The organism is Streptomyces sp. NPDC030245, from assembly GCF_055572995.1.
In genome coordinates, this window is sequence record NZ_JBVICF010000010.1 from 167792 (window position 1) to 183005 (window position 15214).

Here is a 15214-nt window from a genome sequence, read left to right on the forward strand (position 1 = left end):
GCGGGCGTGAGCGCCCGAGCGCACCCCGCAATTCTGGAGATGTGACGTACAGCGGTGCCTGCGACGGTGATCCAGGGCTCCGGTCACCGGGTGCCCGCCGACCCCCTGTCATCGCTTCCCGAGGAGAATCTGTGGACACCACTGAGCTTGTCTCGCCGACCCGAGCCGACCTTGTCGCCCGCGCGGCGAAGTTGGTGCCGACGCTCCGCAAGAACGCGTACTGGGCCGAGGAGAACCGCCAGTTGCACGAGGGCACCATCAAGGCGATGGCGGAGGCCGGCCTGCTGCGCACGCGGCTCCCCGCCCGCCTGGGCGGTTACGAGTCCGACATGCGCACGCAGGTGGAGGTGCTGGCGGAGCTGGGCAGGGGGGACGGGTCCGCGTCGTGGACCGCGGGCGTGTGGTCCATCAGCGCGTGGGTCGCCGGGCTCTTCTCCGATGCGGTGCAGGACGAGGTGTTCGCCTCCCCGGACGACCTGGTGAGCGGCATCATCAGTCCGACGGCCATGGCGGTGCCGGCGCAGGGCGGCATCGTGGTCAGCGGCAGGTGGGCGTTCAACAGCGGGGCCAAGCACAGCAAGTGGAACACCAACGCGGCGGTGCTGGCCATGCCGGACGGCGGCCACCAGCCGGTCATGACCCTGATTCCGCTGGCTTCGCTGGAGATAGTCGACGACTGGCACACCGCCGGGCTGCGTGGTTCCGGCAGTGTCAGTACGGTCGCCGACGAGGTCTTCGTGCCGGACGGCTGGTACATCCCGCTGGGCGGCATCCTCCAGGGGCACAGCGGTCACGGCAGTAACGCCGATGCGCTCATCCACCGGGCGCCGATCATGCCGACGGCGTGCGCCACGGTCAGCGCGACCGCACTGGGTCTGGCCAAGGGCGCCAAGGACGTCTTCTTCGAGCGGCTGCCCGGCCGGAAGATCACCTACACCGAGTACGCCGACCAGAGCGAGGCCCCGCTCACCCACCTCCAGGTCGCCGAGGCACAGGTCAAGATCGACGAGACCGAGTTCCACGTGTACCGCATCGCCGACCTCGTGGACGCCAAGAACGCGTCCGGGGAGCCGTGGACGCTGGAGGAGCGCGCCCGCGTCCGGCTCGACACGGGCGCGGCGTGCCAGCGGTCGAAGGAAGCCGTCGACATCCTGAACACGGCGAGCGGCGCCTCGTCGATCTACACCGATGTGCCCATCCAGCGCATCGAGCGCGATGTGCAGACGCTGAATCTCCACGCCATCATGCACCCGAACACCAACCTGGAGCTGTACGGGCGCATCCTGTGCGGGCTGACCCCCAACACGCAGTACCTCTGAGCATCCTGCTCTTCTCAGCCGGGCCGAGGCGGGGGCGGGGTCGGGGTCGGGGACGGGGACGGGGACGGGGGCGGGGACGCACCAGGAAATCGAAATTCGTGCGGGGCGTCCCGCTCCCGTCGGTCTTGTTCCTGTGATTCCGCTTCGCCGCCGCTTTTTCTGCTGTCCGGCCCGTGCGGAGCGCGGGGCGCGTGGGGAACGCGCCGACGGCGGTGTGCACCGGAAATGAATGCGGAAAGGCGGCGGCATGGACGACGGTGACCGTGGAGCGGTCTGCTTCCAGTGATCCACCTGTGATCCACCGCATTCACATGCGGCTGAATTTGTTCGTATATTTTCTGGCTTCCCGCTCCTGTCGCGCACTTCCCGGTCCTCTTCCGCCGGCCGGCGCCTCGCCGTGCCGGACAACCGGTCAGGAATACGTACGCAAGCGCGGAACGGTCCGGTATCGGGATCGAAATGACGGCGACCGCACCATGGCACCGTCGGAGTTGTCCCGGCGCGAAGGAATTTGCCACGCTGTCGCGGACGGGAAACAAGCGCATCAGAGGGAGATGACGATGTCGAAAGCGACCGGATCGGCCCGTGCGGACCAGGCGGGTGCGGCGGAAGTCCCGCAGCGGATTGTCGCGGCGTGGGCGAGCCATGACGCCAAGAAGTTCGCCGCGGTGTTCACGGAGAAAGGCACGATGATCCTGCCCGGGGTTTTCAAGAAGGGCCGCGAGGCCGTCGAAGAATTCATGACCGAGGCGTTCGCCGGCTCCTTCAAGGGAACGCGCGTGACCGGTGAGCCGATTTCGGTTGAGCCCCTCGGCCCGGACTCCGCGGTTCTTGTCACCGCGGGAGGAATTCTGCTGCCCGGAGAAAAGGAGGTATCGGCAGAGCGGGCCATTCGGGCCACCTGGGTGGTCGTCAAGGAAGGAAACGGCTGGCAGCTCGCCGCTTATCAGAACTCTCCGGCCGGCTGAGACCGCTTCGCCGAAAGGGCCGGGGGCCCGGGGCCATTCGCCCGGGCCCCCGGCCCTTTCGTCTGCCCCGCCCCCTCCGGCGGATTATCCGGGCACCTCGGTGAACTGCCCCGGCCGCCGGCCGGGGCCCGCCGGGCCGCGGTACGCCTGCGCGATGTCGAGCCACCGGTCGCTCTCGGGGCCGGTGGCGGTCAGGGCCAGGTCCGCACGGTGGCGCCGCCGGGTGGCGAGCAGGCACAGGTCCACCGCCGGGCCCTCGATGAGCTCGCGGGCCTGGGCGGGCCCCCTCTCCCACACGTCCCCCGAGGGGGCCGTCAGACGGAAGCGGAACCCGGTCGGCGGCGCCGTCAGCTCACGCGACTGATAACCGAAGTCCCAGGTCAGCACCGTGAATTCGGCGACGTGGAGGATCCGGTCGGTGAACGTCCGCCGCACGCCCAGGGCGTCCGCCACGTCCTGGCCGTGCGCGAACATCTCCATCATTCCCGCCGCGGCGAGCACCGCGGCGGGAATGGGACGCACCAGCCACGGCACGATCTGCCCCGGCCCGACGGCGAACAGCGCCCGCTCGGTGGCGGCGCGCTGGGTGTGCCAGTGGTCCAGCAGCCGGGCGGGGCCGTCCGCCAGGTAGGGCCGCAGCCCCTGCTGGACCGCCGCGTCGAAGGACGTCCCGAGCCCGGCGACCTTGGCCTCGAAGGCCGGGGCGTCGGCGGCGGCCTTCTCCGCCAGCTCGAAGACCATGGTCAGATGTGCGATCTGATGGGCGACCGTCCACCCCTCGGCGGGGGTCGGCGTGGCCCACTCGGCGTCGCTCAGCCCCGCGACCAGAGCGTCGATCCCGCGCCCTTCCTCGACCAGATCCGCCAGGACGTCCCTCTGCTTCGCCATGGAATTCCCTCCACTCGTTGCGGATATCCTCCGGCACCCAGTGTGTGGCAGGCCGCCGTCCGGACCTTCTCTCCCGATGCTCACTCCGGGCAGCAATAGATCAGGCCGGAAGCGGTCGAGAACCGCATCGTGGAGGAAGTCAAAGAGGCCCGTAACATCTCCGATGTTGCTGTTCTAAGGCACTCCGACGGGTGGGCGTATATTCCCATGGTCTATACATTCGAAACATAAAACGGATCCTTGTTCGGATGTGAGACGTACTGCTAACGTCCATTCCGCTGTGAGCGTTCTAGGTCGTCCCCCGTCCGGTGGCCCCATGGCCCCTCGAATTTAACCGACCTGATCGCCTTCTCACTGCCCTGGGAGGGGTAAATGGAGAGCGGGAAACGCGCGGTGCCCACCATTGTCGATGCCGTCGAGCGATCCATCAAGACTATGCGGGAGAACCTCTCTGAGCCGCTGAGCATTGACGACATAGCCGGGTTCGCCATGTACAGCAAGTTTCATTTCTCCCGAGAATTCCAGAGGGTAACGGGCGTCTCACCTGGCCGTTTCCTTTCGGCGATGCGTATTCGGGAGGCGAAGAGGTTACTGCTGACAACCGATCTCACGGTCACCGCTATCAGCCATATGGTCGGATACAGCAGTGTGGGAACCTTCAGTTCACGATTTTCCGGCAGCGTCGGAGTGTCACCCTCCGCTTACCGGAGGTTCAATGGATTCGTCACGTCGGTAAAAGTTGCCGGAAAGCAGGACGCCGGCGGTTCGGTATACGGCTCGGTCACCGCACCCGAGCGCGCGGACCTGGGGTTGATATTCCTCGGCCTTTTCCCTACCCGGGTACCCGAGGGCAGGCCGGTGAGTTGCACTGTCCTCCCCTTCCCCGGACCTTTCGAGATAACAGAGGTTCCGGCCGGGACGTGGTTCTTGCTGGGACATTCCGTGCCGGGGCATGCCTGCGAAGCCCTGACGGAGGATCAAGCGGTTCACGTGGGCTCCCTCGGCCCGCTGGAGGTACGCCGGGACGCGCCGCTCGGGCCGACCGACTTCCGGCTGCGGGGTATGCGGATTCTCGATCCCCCGATACTGGTGGCACTCCAGCGCGTGCGGTCGGAGGCCTTCGAGACGGACATCGTCCGGGTCGCCGGATGATCCCCCGCCGCGGCCAGGTGGGGTGAGCCCATGCGCCTGGCCGAACTGAGCAGAAAGAGCGGAGTGCCGACGGCCACGATCAAGTACTACCTGAGGGAAGGGCTGCTGCGGGCAGGCCGACGGGTAACGGCCACGCAGGCGGAGTACGACGAGTCGCATCTGCGGCGCCTGCGGCTCGTCCGGGCACTCGTCCACGTGGGAAATATGCCCATGACAGTGGCCAGGGAAGCCCTCGCCGCCGTGGAGGACGCCTCCACGGCCCGCCACATCCGCCTGGCGGCCGCCGTCTCCGCGCTCCCGCACGACGCCGGGCCGCCGCCGAGGGACCCGGCGGCAAAGGCCGCGCGCCAGACGGCCGACACCCTGCTCGAGCGGCTCGGCTGGGACACCGGCCGGGAGTCCGCGGCGGCATCGCCGGCGCACGGGATGCTCGTGACCGCGATCGGCACCCTGCTGCGCCTCGGCTATCCGTGCGCCGTCGAGGACCTCGCGCCCTACGCGTGTGCGGCGGGCCGGCTCGCCGCCCCGGTCCTGGATGCGGCGGAGCGGTACCCGTCAATGGGCGAACAGCTGGAGGCGGCCATCGCCCTGACGGTCCTGTACGAGCCGATACTGCTGAGCCTGCGTCGCATCGCGGAAGCGGAGGAAGCCGCCCGCCGGTACGAGACCACGCCTCGCGCCTGAAGTCAGCCGCCGCAGGCGCCGGCCGGCCACACCCACTCATTGAACGTTCACGCGAAGTGGAATCCGAGCAACCACGAGATCGGTGCAGCAACGGCAGAGATGCCCGGCCCCTCCCCACGGCGGAGTATCTGTGCGGAGTGGTTCCCGACTCGACGAGTCGCCGCCGATTCCATGCCGCCCCACGCGCCGAAATGGAGAAGGAATGCCATCCGTTCAAACGCTGCCAGACCAGGACAGGATCAGCACGTTGGAGGCCTTCGCCGACACCATAGTCCCCGGTGCGAAGCGGTTCGAGGGGGACCGGGCGGTGGCCGGCGTCGTCCCGGGTCCCGGCGCGGTGGCGGCGGGAGCACTGGAGCTGCTCCAGACCCCCGCCACCGGACTGTCGGAGTCCCTGGACGACTTCGCCGACGCCCTGAACGCCCACGCCCGGCTGTACGCGGGCGCGGAACCGGCCGACGCGGACCCCGCGGTGCCGCCCTTCGTGGCCCTGCCCTACGCCGAGCGCACGCGCCTGGTGAGCATCCTGACCGCTCCCGGGCACCCCGAACGCGACATCTGGGTCAGCCTCGCCCTGTTCAGCAACATGGCCTTCGACACCGGCGCCCATCTGCACACCGCCGAGGCGATCGCCGCCGGGCACCCGGGCCTGGCCGCCCTGGGCTTCGCGCCCCCCGCCGAAGACGGGAAGTGGCGCTTCCCCGAATTCTCCTACGGCCGCCCCCTCGCCCGGCTCCACCCCGACACCACACCCTCCGGGAGTCTGGCGTGAACGCGACCGAGCAGACCGATGTGCTGATCGTGGGCAGTGGCTTCGGCGGCTCCATCACCGCGTACCACCTCGCCGCGGGCGGGGCGAAGGTCACGGTCCTGGAGAGGGGCCCCTGGCTGGAGTCCAACGACTTCGAGCACGACTTCCTGCTGGGTTCCTCCTATACCCGCATCTTCGACTTCACCGTCGGCGACGGCATGAGCCTGCTCGGCGGCAACTGCGTCGGCGGAGGCAGCGTCGTCTACTTCGCCGCGATGCCCCGCGCACCCCGCTTCGTCTTCGAGCGCACCGGCAGCATCGGCCGCCGCATGTGGCCGGCCGCCCTGAACCGCGATGTCCTGGACCCCTGGTACGACGTGGTCAGCGAGGCCCTGCCCATCACCACCCAGAGCTGGCAGGACGTCAGCTACGCCGGCGGTCTCTTCGCCGCGGCCTGCGACCACGCCGGCCGGACCGCCAATCCGGTCCCCACCGCGGTGGACAACTCCAAGTGCACCAACTGCAACTGGATGATGGCCGGCTGCCGATTCGACGCGAAACGCTCGCTCCTGCTGAACTACCTGCCCGCCGCGCGCGCCCACGGCGCCGAGATCCGTCCGCTGCACGAGGTACAGAAACTCACCCGCACCGCGGACGGCGGCTACCGCGTCCACTACAACACCATCGACGACACGGACTACCGCCTGACCAACGGCAGCGGTGTCATCGAAGCCAAGATCGTCATCCTGGCCGCAGGCGCCGGCGCCACCCCCGTCATCCTGCAACGCTCGGAGGCCGACCTCGGCGCGATGCCGCACGCCGTCGGACGCTACTTCTCCGGCAACGGCGAGCGGCTCAACAACGCGGTGATCGACGAGGAACGCGCCCGCGACCTCCTGGGGCTGGACCGCGGCGACGACATCGCCTACCTCGCCAACCAGATCGGCAAGGGCCCGGTCGTGGCGAGCTGGGACAACCTCGACGCCAGCCTGCCCGAACACTCCCGGTTCTCCCTGGAACAGCTCTACTTCCCGCCGGGCTTCGGCACCATCCTCGCCCAGGTCCCCGGTGCCCCAAAGCCCAGCTGGTTCGGTGCGGAGAAGACCGAGCTGGTCCGGCGCTGGCGCTCCTGGCTGACCATCTTCACGATGGTCGAGGACGACAACGAAGGCGTCTTCGGACCGCCCCCGCCCACGGGCAACGCCGTGCGGATCTCGCAGCAGATGCTGGGCCGGGGCCCGATCTCCTACCGGCCCAGCGCCAACACCCTGCGCGGCTGGGACGAATCCGACGCGGTCGTCAAGGACATCCTGGAACGCGACGGCCTCTCCCGCGTGACGCCCTGGACCAATGACGTGGTGGGCGCCTACACCGTCCACCCCCTCTCGTCCTGCCGCATCGGCGACGACCCGCACACCTCCGCCCTGGACGACCGGCACGAGCTGCGCGGCCACCCCGGCATCTTCGTGACGGACGGCTCCGCGGTACCGGGCGCCCTCACCGTCAACCCCGCGCTCACCATCTCCGCGCTCGCCGAACGCGCCGTTCCCGGGATCGTCCGGGCGGCCCGCGAACGCGGCGTCGACGTCACCTACGGCGCCCCCACCCCCGACGGCGGCACCGCGGGCCGGGCCGGCGTGCGAAACCAACTCCCCCTGCTCACCCGTAAGTAGCCGACAGACTCGCCCGAGGGGCGGACAGCTCCTGGGGCGGGCGCGCTCCCCCGCGCCCGCCCCAGGACACGTGGTCAGCGGGACGGCAGGAGCATCTGCCGGAGTTCGGCGGTGCACATCATGTAGCCGTCGGGCGTCGGCAGGTTCTCGAGGTAGTGGCCGAGATCGGACGCCAGGGAGAAGACCCGTACCGGGGTGCCCGCGGCGCGGGCGGACTCCACGACCCTGCGCACCCCGTCCAGGACAGCCGGGTGGCGGGTGCGGTAGGAGTCGGCGACCAGGTGGTTGCCCCGGTCCGCCGCGAGGTAGAACTGCACCAGGTCCTTGATGCCGACGAACAGTTCGCTGACGCCCGCGGCGCACATCGCCGCGGTGGCGTGCACGGCGGAGGGCGTCTCGATGAACGCCGACAGGGGAACGCCGTCCGGCAGGTCGAGATGGGCCCTGAGCCGGGAGAACTCCGTCTCGTCGCTGACGAACGGCACCGAGAGCCCGACCCGGTCGGCTTCGTCGCCGAGCTGTGCGCGCAGGGTGGACAGTACGGTGTGCAGCGCGTCGCGGTAGGCGACGGAGCCGAGCAGCCAGCGGGCGCCGTGCAGGCCCATCTCGGGGTTCGGCTCGACGGCGACCGGGGCGGTCTCGGTGACGTCGGCCGCGTGGTCGGAGCGCAGGTCGAGCATCCGCAGGATCAGGCGCTGGCCGGGCAGGAGCGCCTCGACGAAGCCGCACAGCCGTACCGCGACGGCCTGTCCGTAGGCGGTGGTGCCGGCGGGGCCGCCGGCCATGGCGTCGAGCGGGCTCAGGCCCAGCGCGAGGCAGAGGAACTCCTCGCGGATGAAGAAGGACCCGACCCGTGCGGCGTCGGGCCCGCAGGCGTTGATGGTGGTGATGTCCCGCAGGTCCGCGATGACCGCGCACGCCGAGCCGAGGTCGTCCAGGGTGGGGGTGCGGGCCGCGGGCTGCGCGGACTGCTGCGGTCCGACGACGATCGAGGCGCTCTCCAGGTACAGCGTCACCTCGCCGACCAGGTCGGCGAGGTCCGCCTCGTCGACGCGGAGCACGGGTATCCCCCTGCCGCGGCACAGGGACTGCATGTGACCGGTCAGTCCGCCCGAGCCGCAGACCACCGCGCGCGCGGCCACGATGGCGTCGTACAGCCCGGCTTCGAGGGAAGGGGCGACGAGGATGGTGCCCTGGCGTGGAGTTCGTGTCCGGTTGCAGATGCCCTGCAGCACGCTCTCGGTGCCGCCGGCCAGAAGGAATCCCGGAATCCGCCGCCCGTTCCCGTTCAACTAGCCCTCCAGGTTCTCGTCGTTCCCGATCCCCAGTCGGCGACGTAACTGCCGTGGTGTCACGGAGACGTCGTTGAGCCGTTCGACGGCGACCCGGTTGACGACCGCTCTCATCAGGCGGTCGGGCCGGGAGACGTCCCTGGGAAGCGCCGGAAGGCCGCTCGGGGATGGAATGCTCGCGTTCAGGCGGGAGTCGAGTGCTTGTCTTCGCCCGCGTTCACGCGTGGCCAGCCTGCGCACTTCCAGTACCACAGACTCCTCCAGGGCTGCCCGGGCCGCTTCCTCCGGATTGCTGGCATAGCTGCGGTAGTGGGGGTGTCGGGCCGCGAGGTCGCTCAGGCCGTCCTGCCGCAGTTCCAGCTGCTCGATCACGTGGGCGGCCACGGACACCGAGTGGTTCTTGATGGCGGCGAGGTTGAACGTGAACGCGCCCATCCGGCCGTGCCGGACGATCTCGTCGCCCTCGCGCGGCGCACCGACCGTGGAGATCGGACCCGCCGGCCGGCCGTCGGCGCCCAGCAGCGTGCCGCATGCGTCGACCTCCAGGCCGCGTCCGGTGCGCTCGTGGGGGGACGCGATGCCTTTGCGCAGGAGGTTGCGCCAGAGCGGCTGTGCGACCTTGGCGTAGTCGGGCTCCCTGCCGAAGTTGCAGACCACGAGGTCGGCTTCGACGTGGCGCCTGTCGTGCTGGGCGGCGACCGAGACCAGCAGCCGCCCGGAGGGTGCGGGCGTGATCTCCCGCACCCTGCCCAGGACCAGTCGCACCGTGGCGTCCGGTGGCCGCATCGCCTGCTCGATGACCCCCATCGTGTACTGCACGGCCCCCACGCGCAGGGCCGCGATGGTGGTGGCGAACTCGTCGAGCAGGCCGCGCAGTTCGGTGGTGGGGATGCGTTCGATGGCCTCGGGGAGGTAGGGCTCCCACGCCTTGGCGACACGCTCGGAGATGATCGCGGGGTCGATGTCGGGGTGGTTCTCCCGGACCGTCGAGCACGCTGTCCGCCATGCGGTCCTGACCCTGGCCAGGAATTCCTCACGGTTGCGGTAGGGCGCGAGGAGGGGTTCGGGGCGGGGCAGCCGCAGCACGCCGTGTTCGTGCGTGTCGGGGTAGGTGCGGAAGATCGTGCCGGATTTGGAGATGAGGTGGATCCGCCCGGTATGGCCGTTGCGCAGCAGCATGCCTGCCGAGTCGTAGGCGGTCAGCGCGGATCCGACGAGGGCGACGGTGGCGTCGGGCGGAAGGTGGGTGAGGGTGCGGATCGCGGTGGTGGAGTACGGGTTGCGGATGAAGGAGGGGTGGCCGGCGACCTGTGCGGCGAAGGGCGGGTCCTTGAGTTCGGGGCCGGTGGCGAGGACGACGTGGTCCGTGCCGAGCACCCGTGTGTGCGGGAGCGGCCCGGGGCGCAGGCCGTCGAGGCCGTTCGCCGAGAGGTGGCCCACCGTGACCTCGAAGCCCCGGTCGCAGGCGTCCAGGTCGAGCGCCTCGCCGTCCGCTTCGACGAGGTCGACGCCGGGGTAGGACTCCCTTCTGGCCTCGGCCAGCCGGGCGTCGAGGTAGTCCTGGAAGATGCGGCGGGGCGCCGGGCCGTGTTCGGTGAACTCCCGTGCGGCCCAGGGGTGCGGCCAGTCCCGGCGGTCGGCCTCGTGGTTGGCCCAGCGGATGAAGTCCAGGACGTCCTCGCGGAACACGGACATGCGGCCGGCCTGGATGTTGAAGACGTGGTCCCAGGGGTTGCCGTCACGGTGGTAGGCGACTCCGGCGGAGCGGTAGTCGGGGCGGCGCTCCAGCAGGACGATCTCAAGTGGTCTTCGCGCGAAGTGGAGCAGTCGGATCGCCGTCGCGGTGCCGGCCAGGCCCGCCCCCACGACGAGCACTCTGGGGCGCACGCCCGTTCGGCTCATGAAGTCTCCCCGATGGCCCGAGGGCTGCCGGCGGTGCGGGCCATGTGCTGCCTCTCCTGGTGTTGTCCGGCGCGAAGATCCCTCAGCAAGCCGGGAGATGCCGGTCGTCGCACGCTCCTCCATCGTATTCGTGGGGTCCCTTCCCATGATTGCGAACCGGGCCTGGCGGTGGATCCGTGACGGAAAGGAAGCGCTGATGGCCGACGTGCGGCCCTATTACGAACTGCGCCATCTCGTCGGGTTCGAGGAGACCAACCTGGTGGGCAACGTCTACTACGTCAACTACGTCCGCTGGCAGGGCCGATGCCGGGAGATGTTCCTGCTGGAGATGGCCCCCGAGGTGCTCGACGACATCCGCGAGGACCTGAAGCTGTTCACCGTCTCGGTGAGCTGCGAGTTCTTCGCCGAGATCACCGCCTTCGACCAGCTCTCGATCCAGATGCGTCTGGAGGAGCTGACCCAGACGCAGCTCGTCTTCACCTTCGACTACGTGCGGTTGCACGAGGGCGGCGAGAAGCTGGTGGCCCGTGGCCGGCAGCGGGTGGCCTGCATGCGCGGCCCCAACGGCGACACCCGGCCCACGAGGGTGCCCGACGCCCTGCGGCTGGCCCTGGAACCGTACGCCGCGCAGATGCCGGCCTCAGCCTCCGCGCACGGGGGCTGAGGCGGCGGAGGTGTCCGGGACGCGGTCCTGGTGCGGGCCCGTGCCGTAGCCGTGTCCGACGATGCGGTGGGCCGCCGCGTCGTAGTAGTCCTCCTGGGCCGGGATGTCGGTGGCCAGGCAGCTGACGTAGCGGTTGTACATGCAAAAGGCCGCGGCGATCAGCACGGTGTCGTGGATGTCGCTGTCCGTCGCCCCTTCGGCGCGGGCCGCGGCGACCGCCTCGTCGGACACCGGACGGGCATGTCTTTGCACCTCGGCCGCGATCCGCAGCAGGGCGCGCAGCCGGGCGGTGACGGGTGCGCTGTCCGGGCCGGCGCACACGGCCCTGACGGTGTCCCGGCCGCCGTCGAGCTGAGCGGCGGCCGCCGCGCCGTGCGTCCCCGCGCAGAAGGGCGTGCTGTTCAGGTGGGAGACGTACGCCGCGATCAGTTCGCGCTCCCCGCGGCTGAGGGAGGCCGGCTCCCGCAGCAGCACGTTGGCGAGGTGGTTGAGCGGCGCGGCGGTATCCGGCCGGTGGGCCATCAGGCCGCGGATGCCGGGCTCGTCGTTGCCGAGCGTGATGTGGGGCATGGGCACGTCCTCGTCTGTCGTCCGGGCGGTGGACCCGTCCATGTTCCTGAGGGCGCCGTGCGCGCACAACTCCCGTCTTGCTCACTTCACTTCACTGCGGCTCTCGTCCGCGGCGCGTGCGCGGAAGAGAGCAAGCGTGAAGAAGGAACCGCCGCCGCTCCCCTTTACGCTGTCGCCGGATCCGACGGGTGACAAGGGAGCTCTGTTGTGGCGGACACCGATGGTTTACCGGTTCGTGAAAGCGGCGTCGGCACCGGAGGGAACGAGGTGCGGCGGCGCGGGCTCCTGCTGGTCCTCGGTGCGCTCGCCGGTTTCCTGCTGACCGTGATCTGGTCGGCGGAGTTCGTCGACCAGACGGTCGGCGGCAATGTGGCGGAGTCGGTTCTCGGCCGTGATCCGGAGACGGCCCCGCTGGCCTCGGCGGCGGCCGGGACGGCCTTCGCCTTCGCGTCGGGTCTGGCCGGGACCCTCACCGCGTGCAACATCGCGGTGTTCGGCACGCTCGCCCCGATGCTGGGGACCGTGCACAGCCGTACGGGCCGGGCCGTGCGGGCGCTCAGGCCGCTGGGCCGGCTCTTCGTGGGAATGGCCGTGGTCTCGGCGGTGTACGGGGCGGTGGTCGCCCTGGTGGGGACGTCGATGCCGCAGTTCTCCGAGGCGCAGAGCGCTCCGGGTGAGCTGTCGGCGCGATCGGTGCAGTCGATGGTCACGTTCGGGGTGATCGGGCTGGCGATGTTCTGGCTGGGGCTCAGCGCCCTGGGGTACACCCGTGATCCGTTCGCGCGGTGGGACCGCCGCTTCCCGCACGCCCGGACGGTGTTCATGGGTGTCCTGGTCGGCGGCTTCCTCATCGGGCGGCCGTATCCGCTCTTTCGCCGGCTCTTCCGCGATGCGGCCGAGAGCGGCAACCCCTTGTACGGGGCGGCGGTGTTCGTGCTTCAGTCGGTCGGCAACGTGGTGGTCATCGCGGTGCTCTTCTTCCTGATGGTCTACTTCGCCGGCGGCCGGCTGGCCGGCTGGATGACGGCCGGGCCGGGCCGGGTGGCTGCCGTGACCGCGGTGACCCTGATCGTCGCGGGGGTGTTCACCTTCCTGTACTGGGACGTCAGGCTGCTCGCACGCCGCGAGATCATCCCCTGGTACCCGATCGCGCCGTGGGCGGCCTGACGGCGTCGCACGCCGCCCGGCCCCGGTCGCGGGCCGGGGTGTGCGCATGACCGAAGATGCCGTGCTCCGCGCCGCCGACTGACGATGGGGCCCCCGCCACCGCCGTGGTGGCCGGCCGAGGAGGCGCCGCGTGGCAACGGCAATGGGCTCTGTACGCAGACTTCTGATGGCTCCGTCCCTGCGTGACGTGAGCTTCGCCGGACGCGGGTTCCCGGTGGTCGAGACCGCTGCCACCAGGCAGCTGGAGGCCATCCCGCAGGCCGTGGTGACCGGCTTCGAATGGGGGATCGAGTCCAAGGAGCTGTGGGAGATCGAGCGGCGGCTCTCGCTGGTCGACCCGGAGGTGCAGGGCTTCGCGTACGAGGGGGCGACCATGGCCTCGGTCGTCCGGGACGCGCTGCCCGGCCGCGGCGGACGCACCCGGGAGCTCCTCCAGGGCGCCGGGCGGCGGCACATCTTCCTCAACTACATCGGCATCGGGTTCGCCATGGCCCGGCTGCCCCGGCCGCTGTGGAAGAAGGTCGTGCCCAAGGAGCTCGACGGCAAGGAGTTCTATCCGCCGATGAGCTGGCTGGCCGTCGACGGATACGGCTTCGACCGTGCCTACTTCGACCACGCCCGCTGGGTCGAGGACCAGCGTGCGGACACCCCCTTCGCGTGGGACGGGCACCCGGACTACTTCCGGCGGGCGGTGGACCAGGGCATCGGCCGCGCCCTGTGGTTCATCCACGGCGCGCGCGTCGGGCAGGTCAGCGCCGCCGTGCGCAGGTTCGCCTTCGACCGTACGCCGGATCTGTGGGCGGGCGTCGGACTCGCCGCCGCCTTCGCGGGCTGTGCCACGGCTGACGAACTGGCCGCGCTGCGCGTGGAGGCCGGCGAGCTGTACGGCCATGTGGCGCAGGGCGCCGTCTTCGCGGCGAAGGCCCGCCACTTCTCCGCCACCGTTCCCGAGCACACCCGGATTGCGCTGCACGCGCTGGCCGGGATCACCGTCGAGGCGGCGGCCGCGCTCGCCGACGCCGCCGCGCCGGGGCCGGGCGCGGCCGGTGATGTCCCGGCCTATGAATTGTGGCGCCGCGCGGTGCGTGAACAACTCACCGCGCATTCGCGTCAAGCATTCCTGGAGTAGCCGCGCGGGCACCCCTGTCGAATATCTTCGTCTAGCGAACGGGAATTCAGGCAAAGGATCGAGGGGCGGTATTTCAGGTGTCCATGATGCGTGCGCTGAGGCGCCGAGTCCTCACGCCCAATGTGCGGGAAACGCAACTGGAAACACGCGGGTTCCACATCAAGAACGCGGAGGCCAAGCAGCAGCTGGAAACGGTGGGCACGAGCTTCCTCCAGGGATACGCCTACGCGGTCGAGGCACGCTCCGCGGACCAGGCCGTCGACTGGCTGGAGACGATCCCCCGGGACTTTCGCGGTTTCGCGTACGAGGGCGCCGGCATGGGTGCCGTCATGCTGGACGCGCTGACCGGCGGCACCAAGCGGCTGACCGGGATCCTGGAGGGCAGAGGCCGCCACCACAACTACATGATCCATGTCGGTATCGGCTGGGCGATGGCCAGACTGCCGCGGTTCATGTGGCCCGACGTGACCCGCGCCGATCCGGTGCTGCGCTGGCTGATCCTGGACGGATACGGCTTCCACCAGGCGTACTTCAAGACCGACGCCTATGTCCGCTCCCCCGGCCTGGAACACCCCTTCAGCTGGAAGGGCGGGCCGGACGCCTACAGTGCCCGCGTCATCGACCAGGGCATCGGCCGCGCCCTGTGGTTCGTCGGCGGCACCGACCCGGACCTCGTCGCCGAGCTCATCGACGCCTACCCCGCCCACCGGCACGGCGACCTGTACGCCGGCGCCGGGCTGGCCTGCACCTACGCGGGCAGTGCCGACGAGGACGAGCTGCGGCGCTTCGCCAAGCACGCGGGTGAGCACCGGCCGAACCTGGCGCAGGGCTCCGCGTTCGCCTGCGAGGCGCGCGAGCGGGCGGGGACGACGACCGGCCACACGCATGTCGCAGCCCGTGTCCTGTGCGGCGGCCGGACACCCGACGAAGCCGCTCGGGTGTGTACCGACGCGGCGCCCGATGGCTGCGACGGCGGGGAGATTCCCGCGTTCGAGATCTGGCGGCAGCACATCGCCGCCGAGATCACTTCCGTGCCGCACGCGTAGAAAGGCGCT

Annotated in this window: 14 protein-coding genes; 10 read left to right on the forward strand and 4 right to left on the reverse strand. The window is 70.1% G+C overall.

What is annotated here, in order from left to right; all coding sequences use genetic code 11:
• The first annotated feature begins 131 nt into the window (after nucleotides 1-131).
• Together ACZ4Z4_RS26105 and ACZ4Z4_RS26110 are read left to right on the forward strand one after the other, a co-directional pair.
• A complete protein-coding gene (locus ACZ4Z4_RS26105; RefSeq protein ID WP_468331974.1) occupies nucleotides 132-1319 on the forward strand; it encodes an acyl-CoA dehydrogenase family protein in 1188 nt (395 codons plus the stop codon).
• 560 nt (nucleotides 1320-1879) lie between these two features.
• On the forward strand, nucleotides 1880-2287 hold the full coding sequence (locus ACZ4Z4_RS26110; protein WP_468331977.1) for an SgcJ/EcaC family oxidoreductase: 408 nt from the start codon (nucleotides 1880-1882) through the stop codon (nucleotides 2285-2287).
• A gap of 84 nt (nucleotides 2288-2371) precedes the next feature.
• On the opposite strand, the gene ACZ4Z4_RS26115 is transcribed toward ACZ4Z4_RS26110, so the two are convergent.
• Nucleotides 2372-3175, reverse strand: coding sequence for a TIGR03084 family metal-binding protein (locus ACZ4Z4_RS26115; protein WP_468331980.1), 804 nt, complete (start codon nucleotides 3173-3175; stop codon nucleotides 2372-2374).
• Between the two features lie 435 nt (nucleotides 3176-3610).
• On the opposite strand from ACZ4Z4_RS26115, the gene ACZ4Z4_RS26120 reads away from it, so the two are divergent.
• The 4 genes from ACZ4Z4_RS26120 to ACZ4Z4_RS26135 all read left to right on the forward strand — a co-directional run bounded on the left by ACZ4Z4_RS26120 (nucleotide 3611) and on the right by ACZ4Z4_RS26135 (nucleotide 7435).
• Nucleotides 3611-4327 carry a helix-turn-helix transcriptional regulator gene (locus ACZ4Z4_RS26120; RefSeq protein WP_468332533.1) on the forward strand — a complete coding sequence of 239 codons (717 nt, stop codon included), beginning with the start codon at nucleotides 3611-3613 and terminating at the stop codon, nucleotides 4325-4327.
• 30 nt (nucleotides 4328-4357) lie between these two features.
• On the forward strand, nucleotides 4358-5011 hold the full coding sequence (locus tag ACZ4Z4_RS26125) for a MerR family transcriptional regulator (protein WP_468331983.1): 654 nt from the start codon (nucleotides 4358-4360) through the stop codon (nucleotides 5009-5011).
• A gap of 202 nt (nucleotides 5012-5213) precedes the next feature.
• Complete coding sequence (locus ACZ4Z4_RS26130) at nucleotides 5214-5783, forward strand: DUF5987 family protein (protein ID WP_468331985.1); 570 nt, start codon at nucleotides 5214-5216, stop codon at nucleotides 5781-5783.
• A complete protein-coding gene (locus ACZ4Z4_RS26135) occupies nucleotides 5780-7435 on the forward strand; it encodes an FAD-dependent oxidoreductase (RefSeq protein ID WP_468331988.1) in 1656 nt (551 codons plus the stop codon). The genes ACZ4Z4_RS26130 and ACZ4Z4_RS26135 overlap by 4 nt, the downstream gene beginning before the upstream one ends.
• Nucleotides 7436-7509: 74 nt before the next feature.
• On the opposite strand, the gene ACZ4Z4_RS26140 is transcribed toward ACZ4Z4_RS26135, so the two are convergent.
• Nucleotides 7510-8727, reverse strand: coding sequence for a putative PEP-binding protein (locus tag ACZ4Z4_RS26140; protein WP_468331991.1), 1218 nt, complete (start codon nucleotides 8725-8727; stop codon nucleotides 7510-7512).
• Nucleotides 8728-10629 carry an FAD/NAD(P)-binding protein gene (locus ACZ4Z4_RS26145; protein ID WP_468331994.1) on the reverse strand — a complete coding sequence of 634 codons (1902 nt, stop codon included), beginning with the start codon at nucleotides 10627-10629 and terminating at the stop codon, nucleotides 8728-8730.
• Nucleotides 10630-10825: 196 nt separating this feature from the next.
• Here ACZ4Z4_RS26145 and ACZ4Z4_RS26150 point away from each other — a divergent pair, with 196 nt between their 5' ends.
• Complete coding sequence (locus tag ACZ4Z4_RS26150; protein ID WP_468332536.1) at nucleotides 10826-11293, forward strand: acyl-CoA thioesterase; 468 nt, start codon at nucleotides 10826-10828, stop codon at nucleotides 11291-11293.
• Here ACZ4Z4_RS26150 and ACZ4Z4_RS26155 read toward each other — a convergent pair.
• On the reverse strand, nucleotides 11270-11863 hold the full coding sequence (locus ACZ4Z4_RS26155; RefSeq protein WP_468331997.1) for a carboxymuconolactone decarboxylase family protein: 594 nt from the start codon (nucleotides 11861-11863) through the stop codon (nucleotides 11270-11272). The genes ACZ4Z4_RS26150 and ACZ4Z4_RS26155 overlap by 24 nt on opposite strands.
• Nucleotides 11864-12070: 207 nt before the next feature.
• On the opposite strand from ACZ4Z4_RS26155, the gene ACZ4Z4_RS26160 reads away from it, so the two are divergent.
• From ACZ4Z4_RS26160 to ACZ4Z4_RS26170, 3 genes are all read left to right on the forward strand, one after another.
• Nucleotides 12071-13030 carry a hypothetical protein gene (locus ACZ4Z4_RS26160; RefSeq protein WP_468332000.1) on the forward strand — a complete coding sequence of 320 codons (960 nt, stop codon included), beginning with the start codon at nucleotides 12071-12073 and terminating at the stop codon, nucleotides 13028-13030.
• 130 nt (nucleotides 13031-13160) lie between these two features.
• The gene (locus tag ACZ4Z4_RS26165; protein WP_468332003.1) at nucleotides 13161-14159 is read left to right on the forward strand and encodes a DUF1702 family protein; all 999 of its coding nucleotides are present in this window, start codon (nucleotides 13161-13163) and stop codon (nucleotides 14157-14159) included.
• 77 nt (nucleotides 14160-14236) lie between these two features.
• Nucleotides 14237-15205: a DUF1702 family protein gene (locus ACZ4Z4_RS26170; RefSeq protein ID WP_468332006.1), complete on the forward strand. Its 969-nt coding sequence runs from the start codon at nucleotides 14237-14239 to the stop codon at nucleotides 15203-15205.
• Nucleotides 15206-15214: the final 9 nt, after the last annotated feature.

Excerpts from the sequence above, each read along its gene's own strand:
- ACZ4Z4_RS26110 (WP_468331977.1), top strand. The coding sequence starts at position 1,880 with ATGTCGAAAGCGACCGGATCGGCCCGTGCGGACCAGGCGGGTGCGGCG.
- ACZ4Z4_RS26115 (WP_468331980.1), bottom strand. The coding sequence starts at position 3,175 with ATGGCGAAGCAGAGGGACGTCCTGGCGGATCTGGTCGAGGAAGGGCGC.
- ACZ4Z4_RS26120 (WP_468332533.1), top strand. The coding sequence starts at position 3,611 with ATGCGGGAGAACCTCTCTGAGCCGCTGAGCATTGACGACATAGCCGGG.
- ACZ4Z4_RS26125 (WP_468331983.1), top strand. The coding sequence starts at position 4,358 with ATGCGCCTGGCCGAACTGAGCAGAAAGAGCGGAGTGCCGACGGCCACG.
- ACZ4Z4_RS26130 (WP_468331985.1), top strand. The coding sequence starts at position 5,214 with ATGCCATCCGTTCAAACGCTGCCAGACCAGGACAGGATCAGCACGTTG.
- ACZ4Z4_RS26145 (WP_468331994.1), bottom strand. The coding sequence starts at position 10,629 with ATGAGCCGAACGGGCGTGCGCCCCAGAGTGCTCGTCGTGGGGGCGGGC.
- ACZ4Z4_RS26150 (WP_468332536.1), top strand. The coding sequence starts at position 10,826 with ATGGCCGACGTGCGGCCCTATTACGAACTGCGCCATCTCGTCGGGTTC.
- ACZ4Z4_RS26155 (WP_468331997.1), bottom strand. The coding sequence starts at position 11,863 with ATGCCCCACATCACGCTCGGCAACGACGAGCCCGGCATCCGCGGCCTG.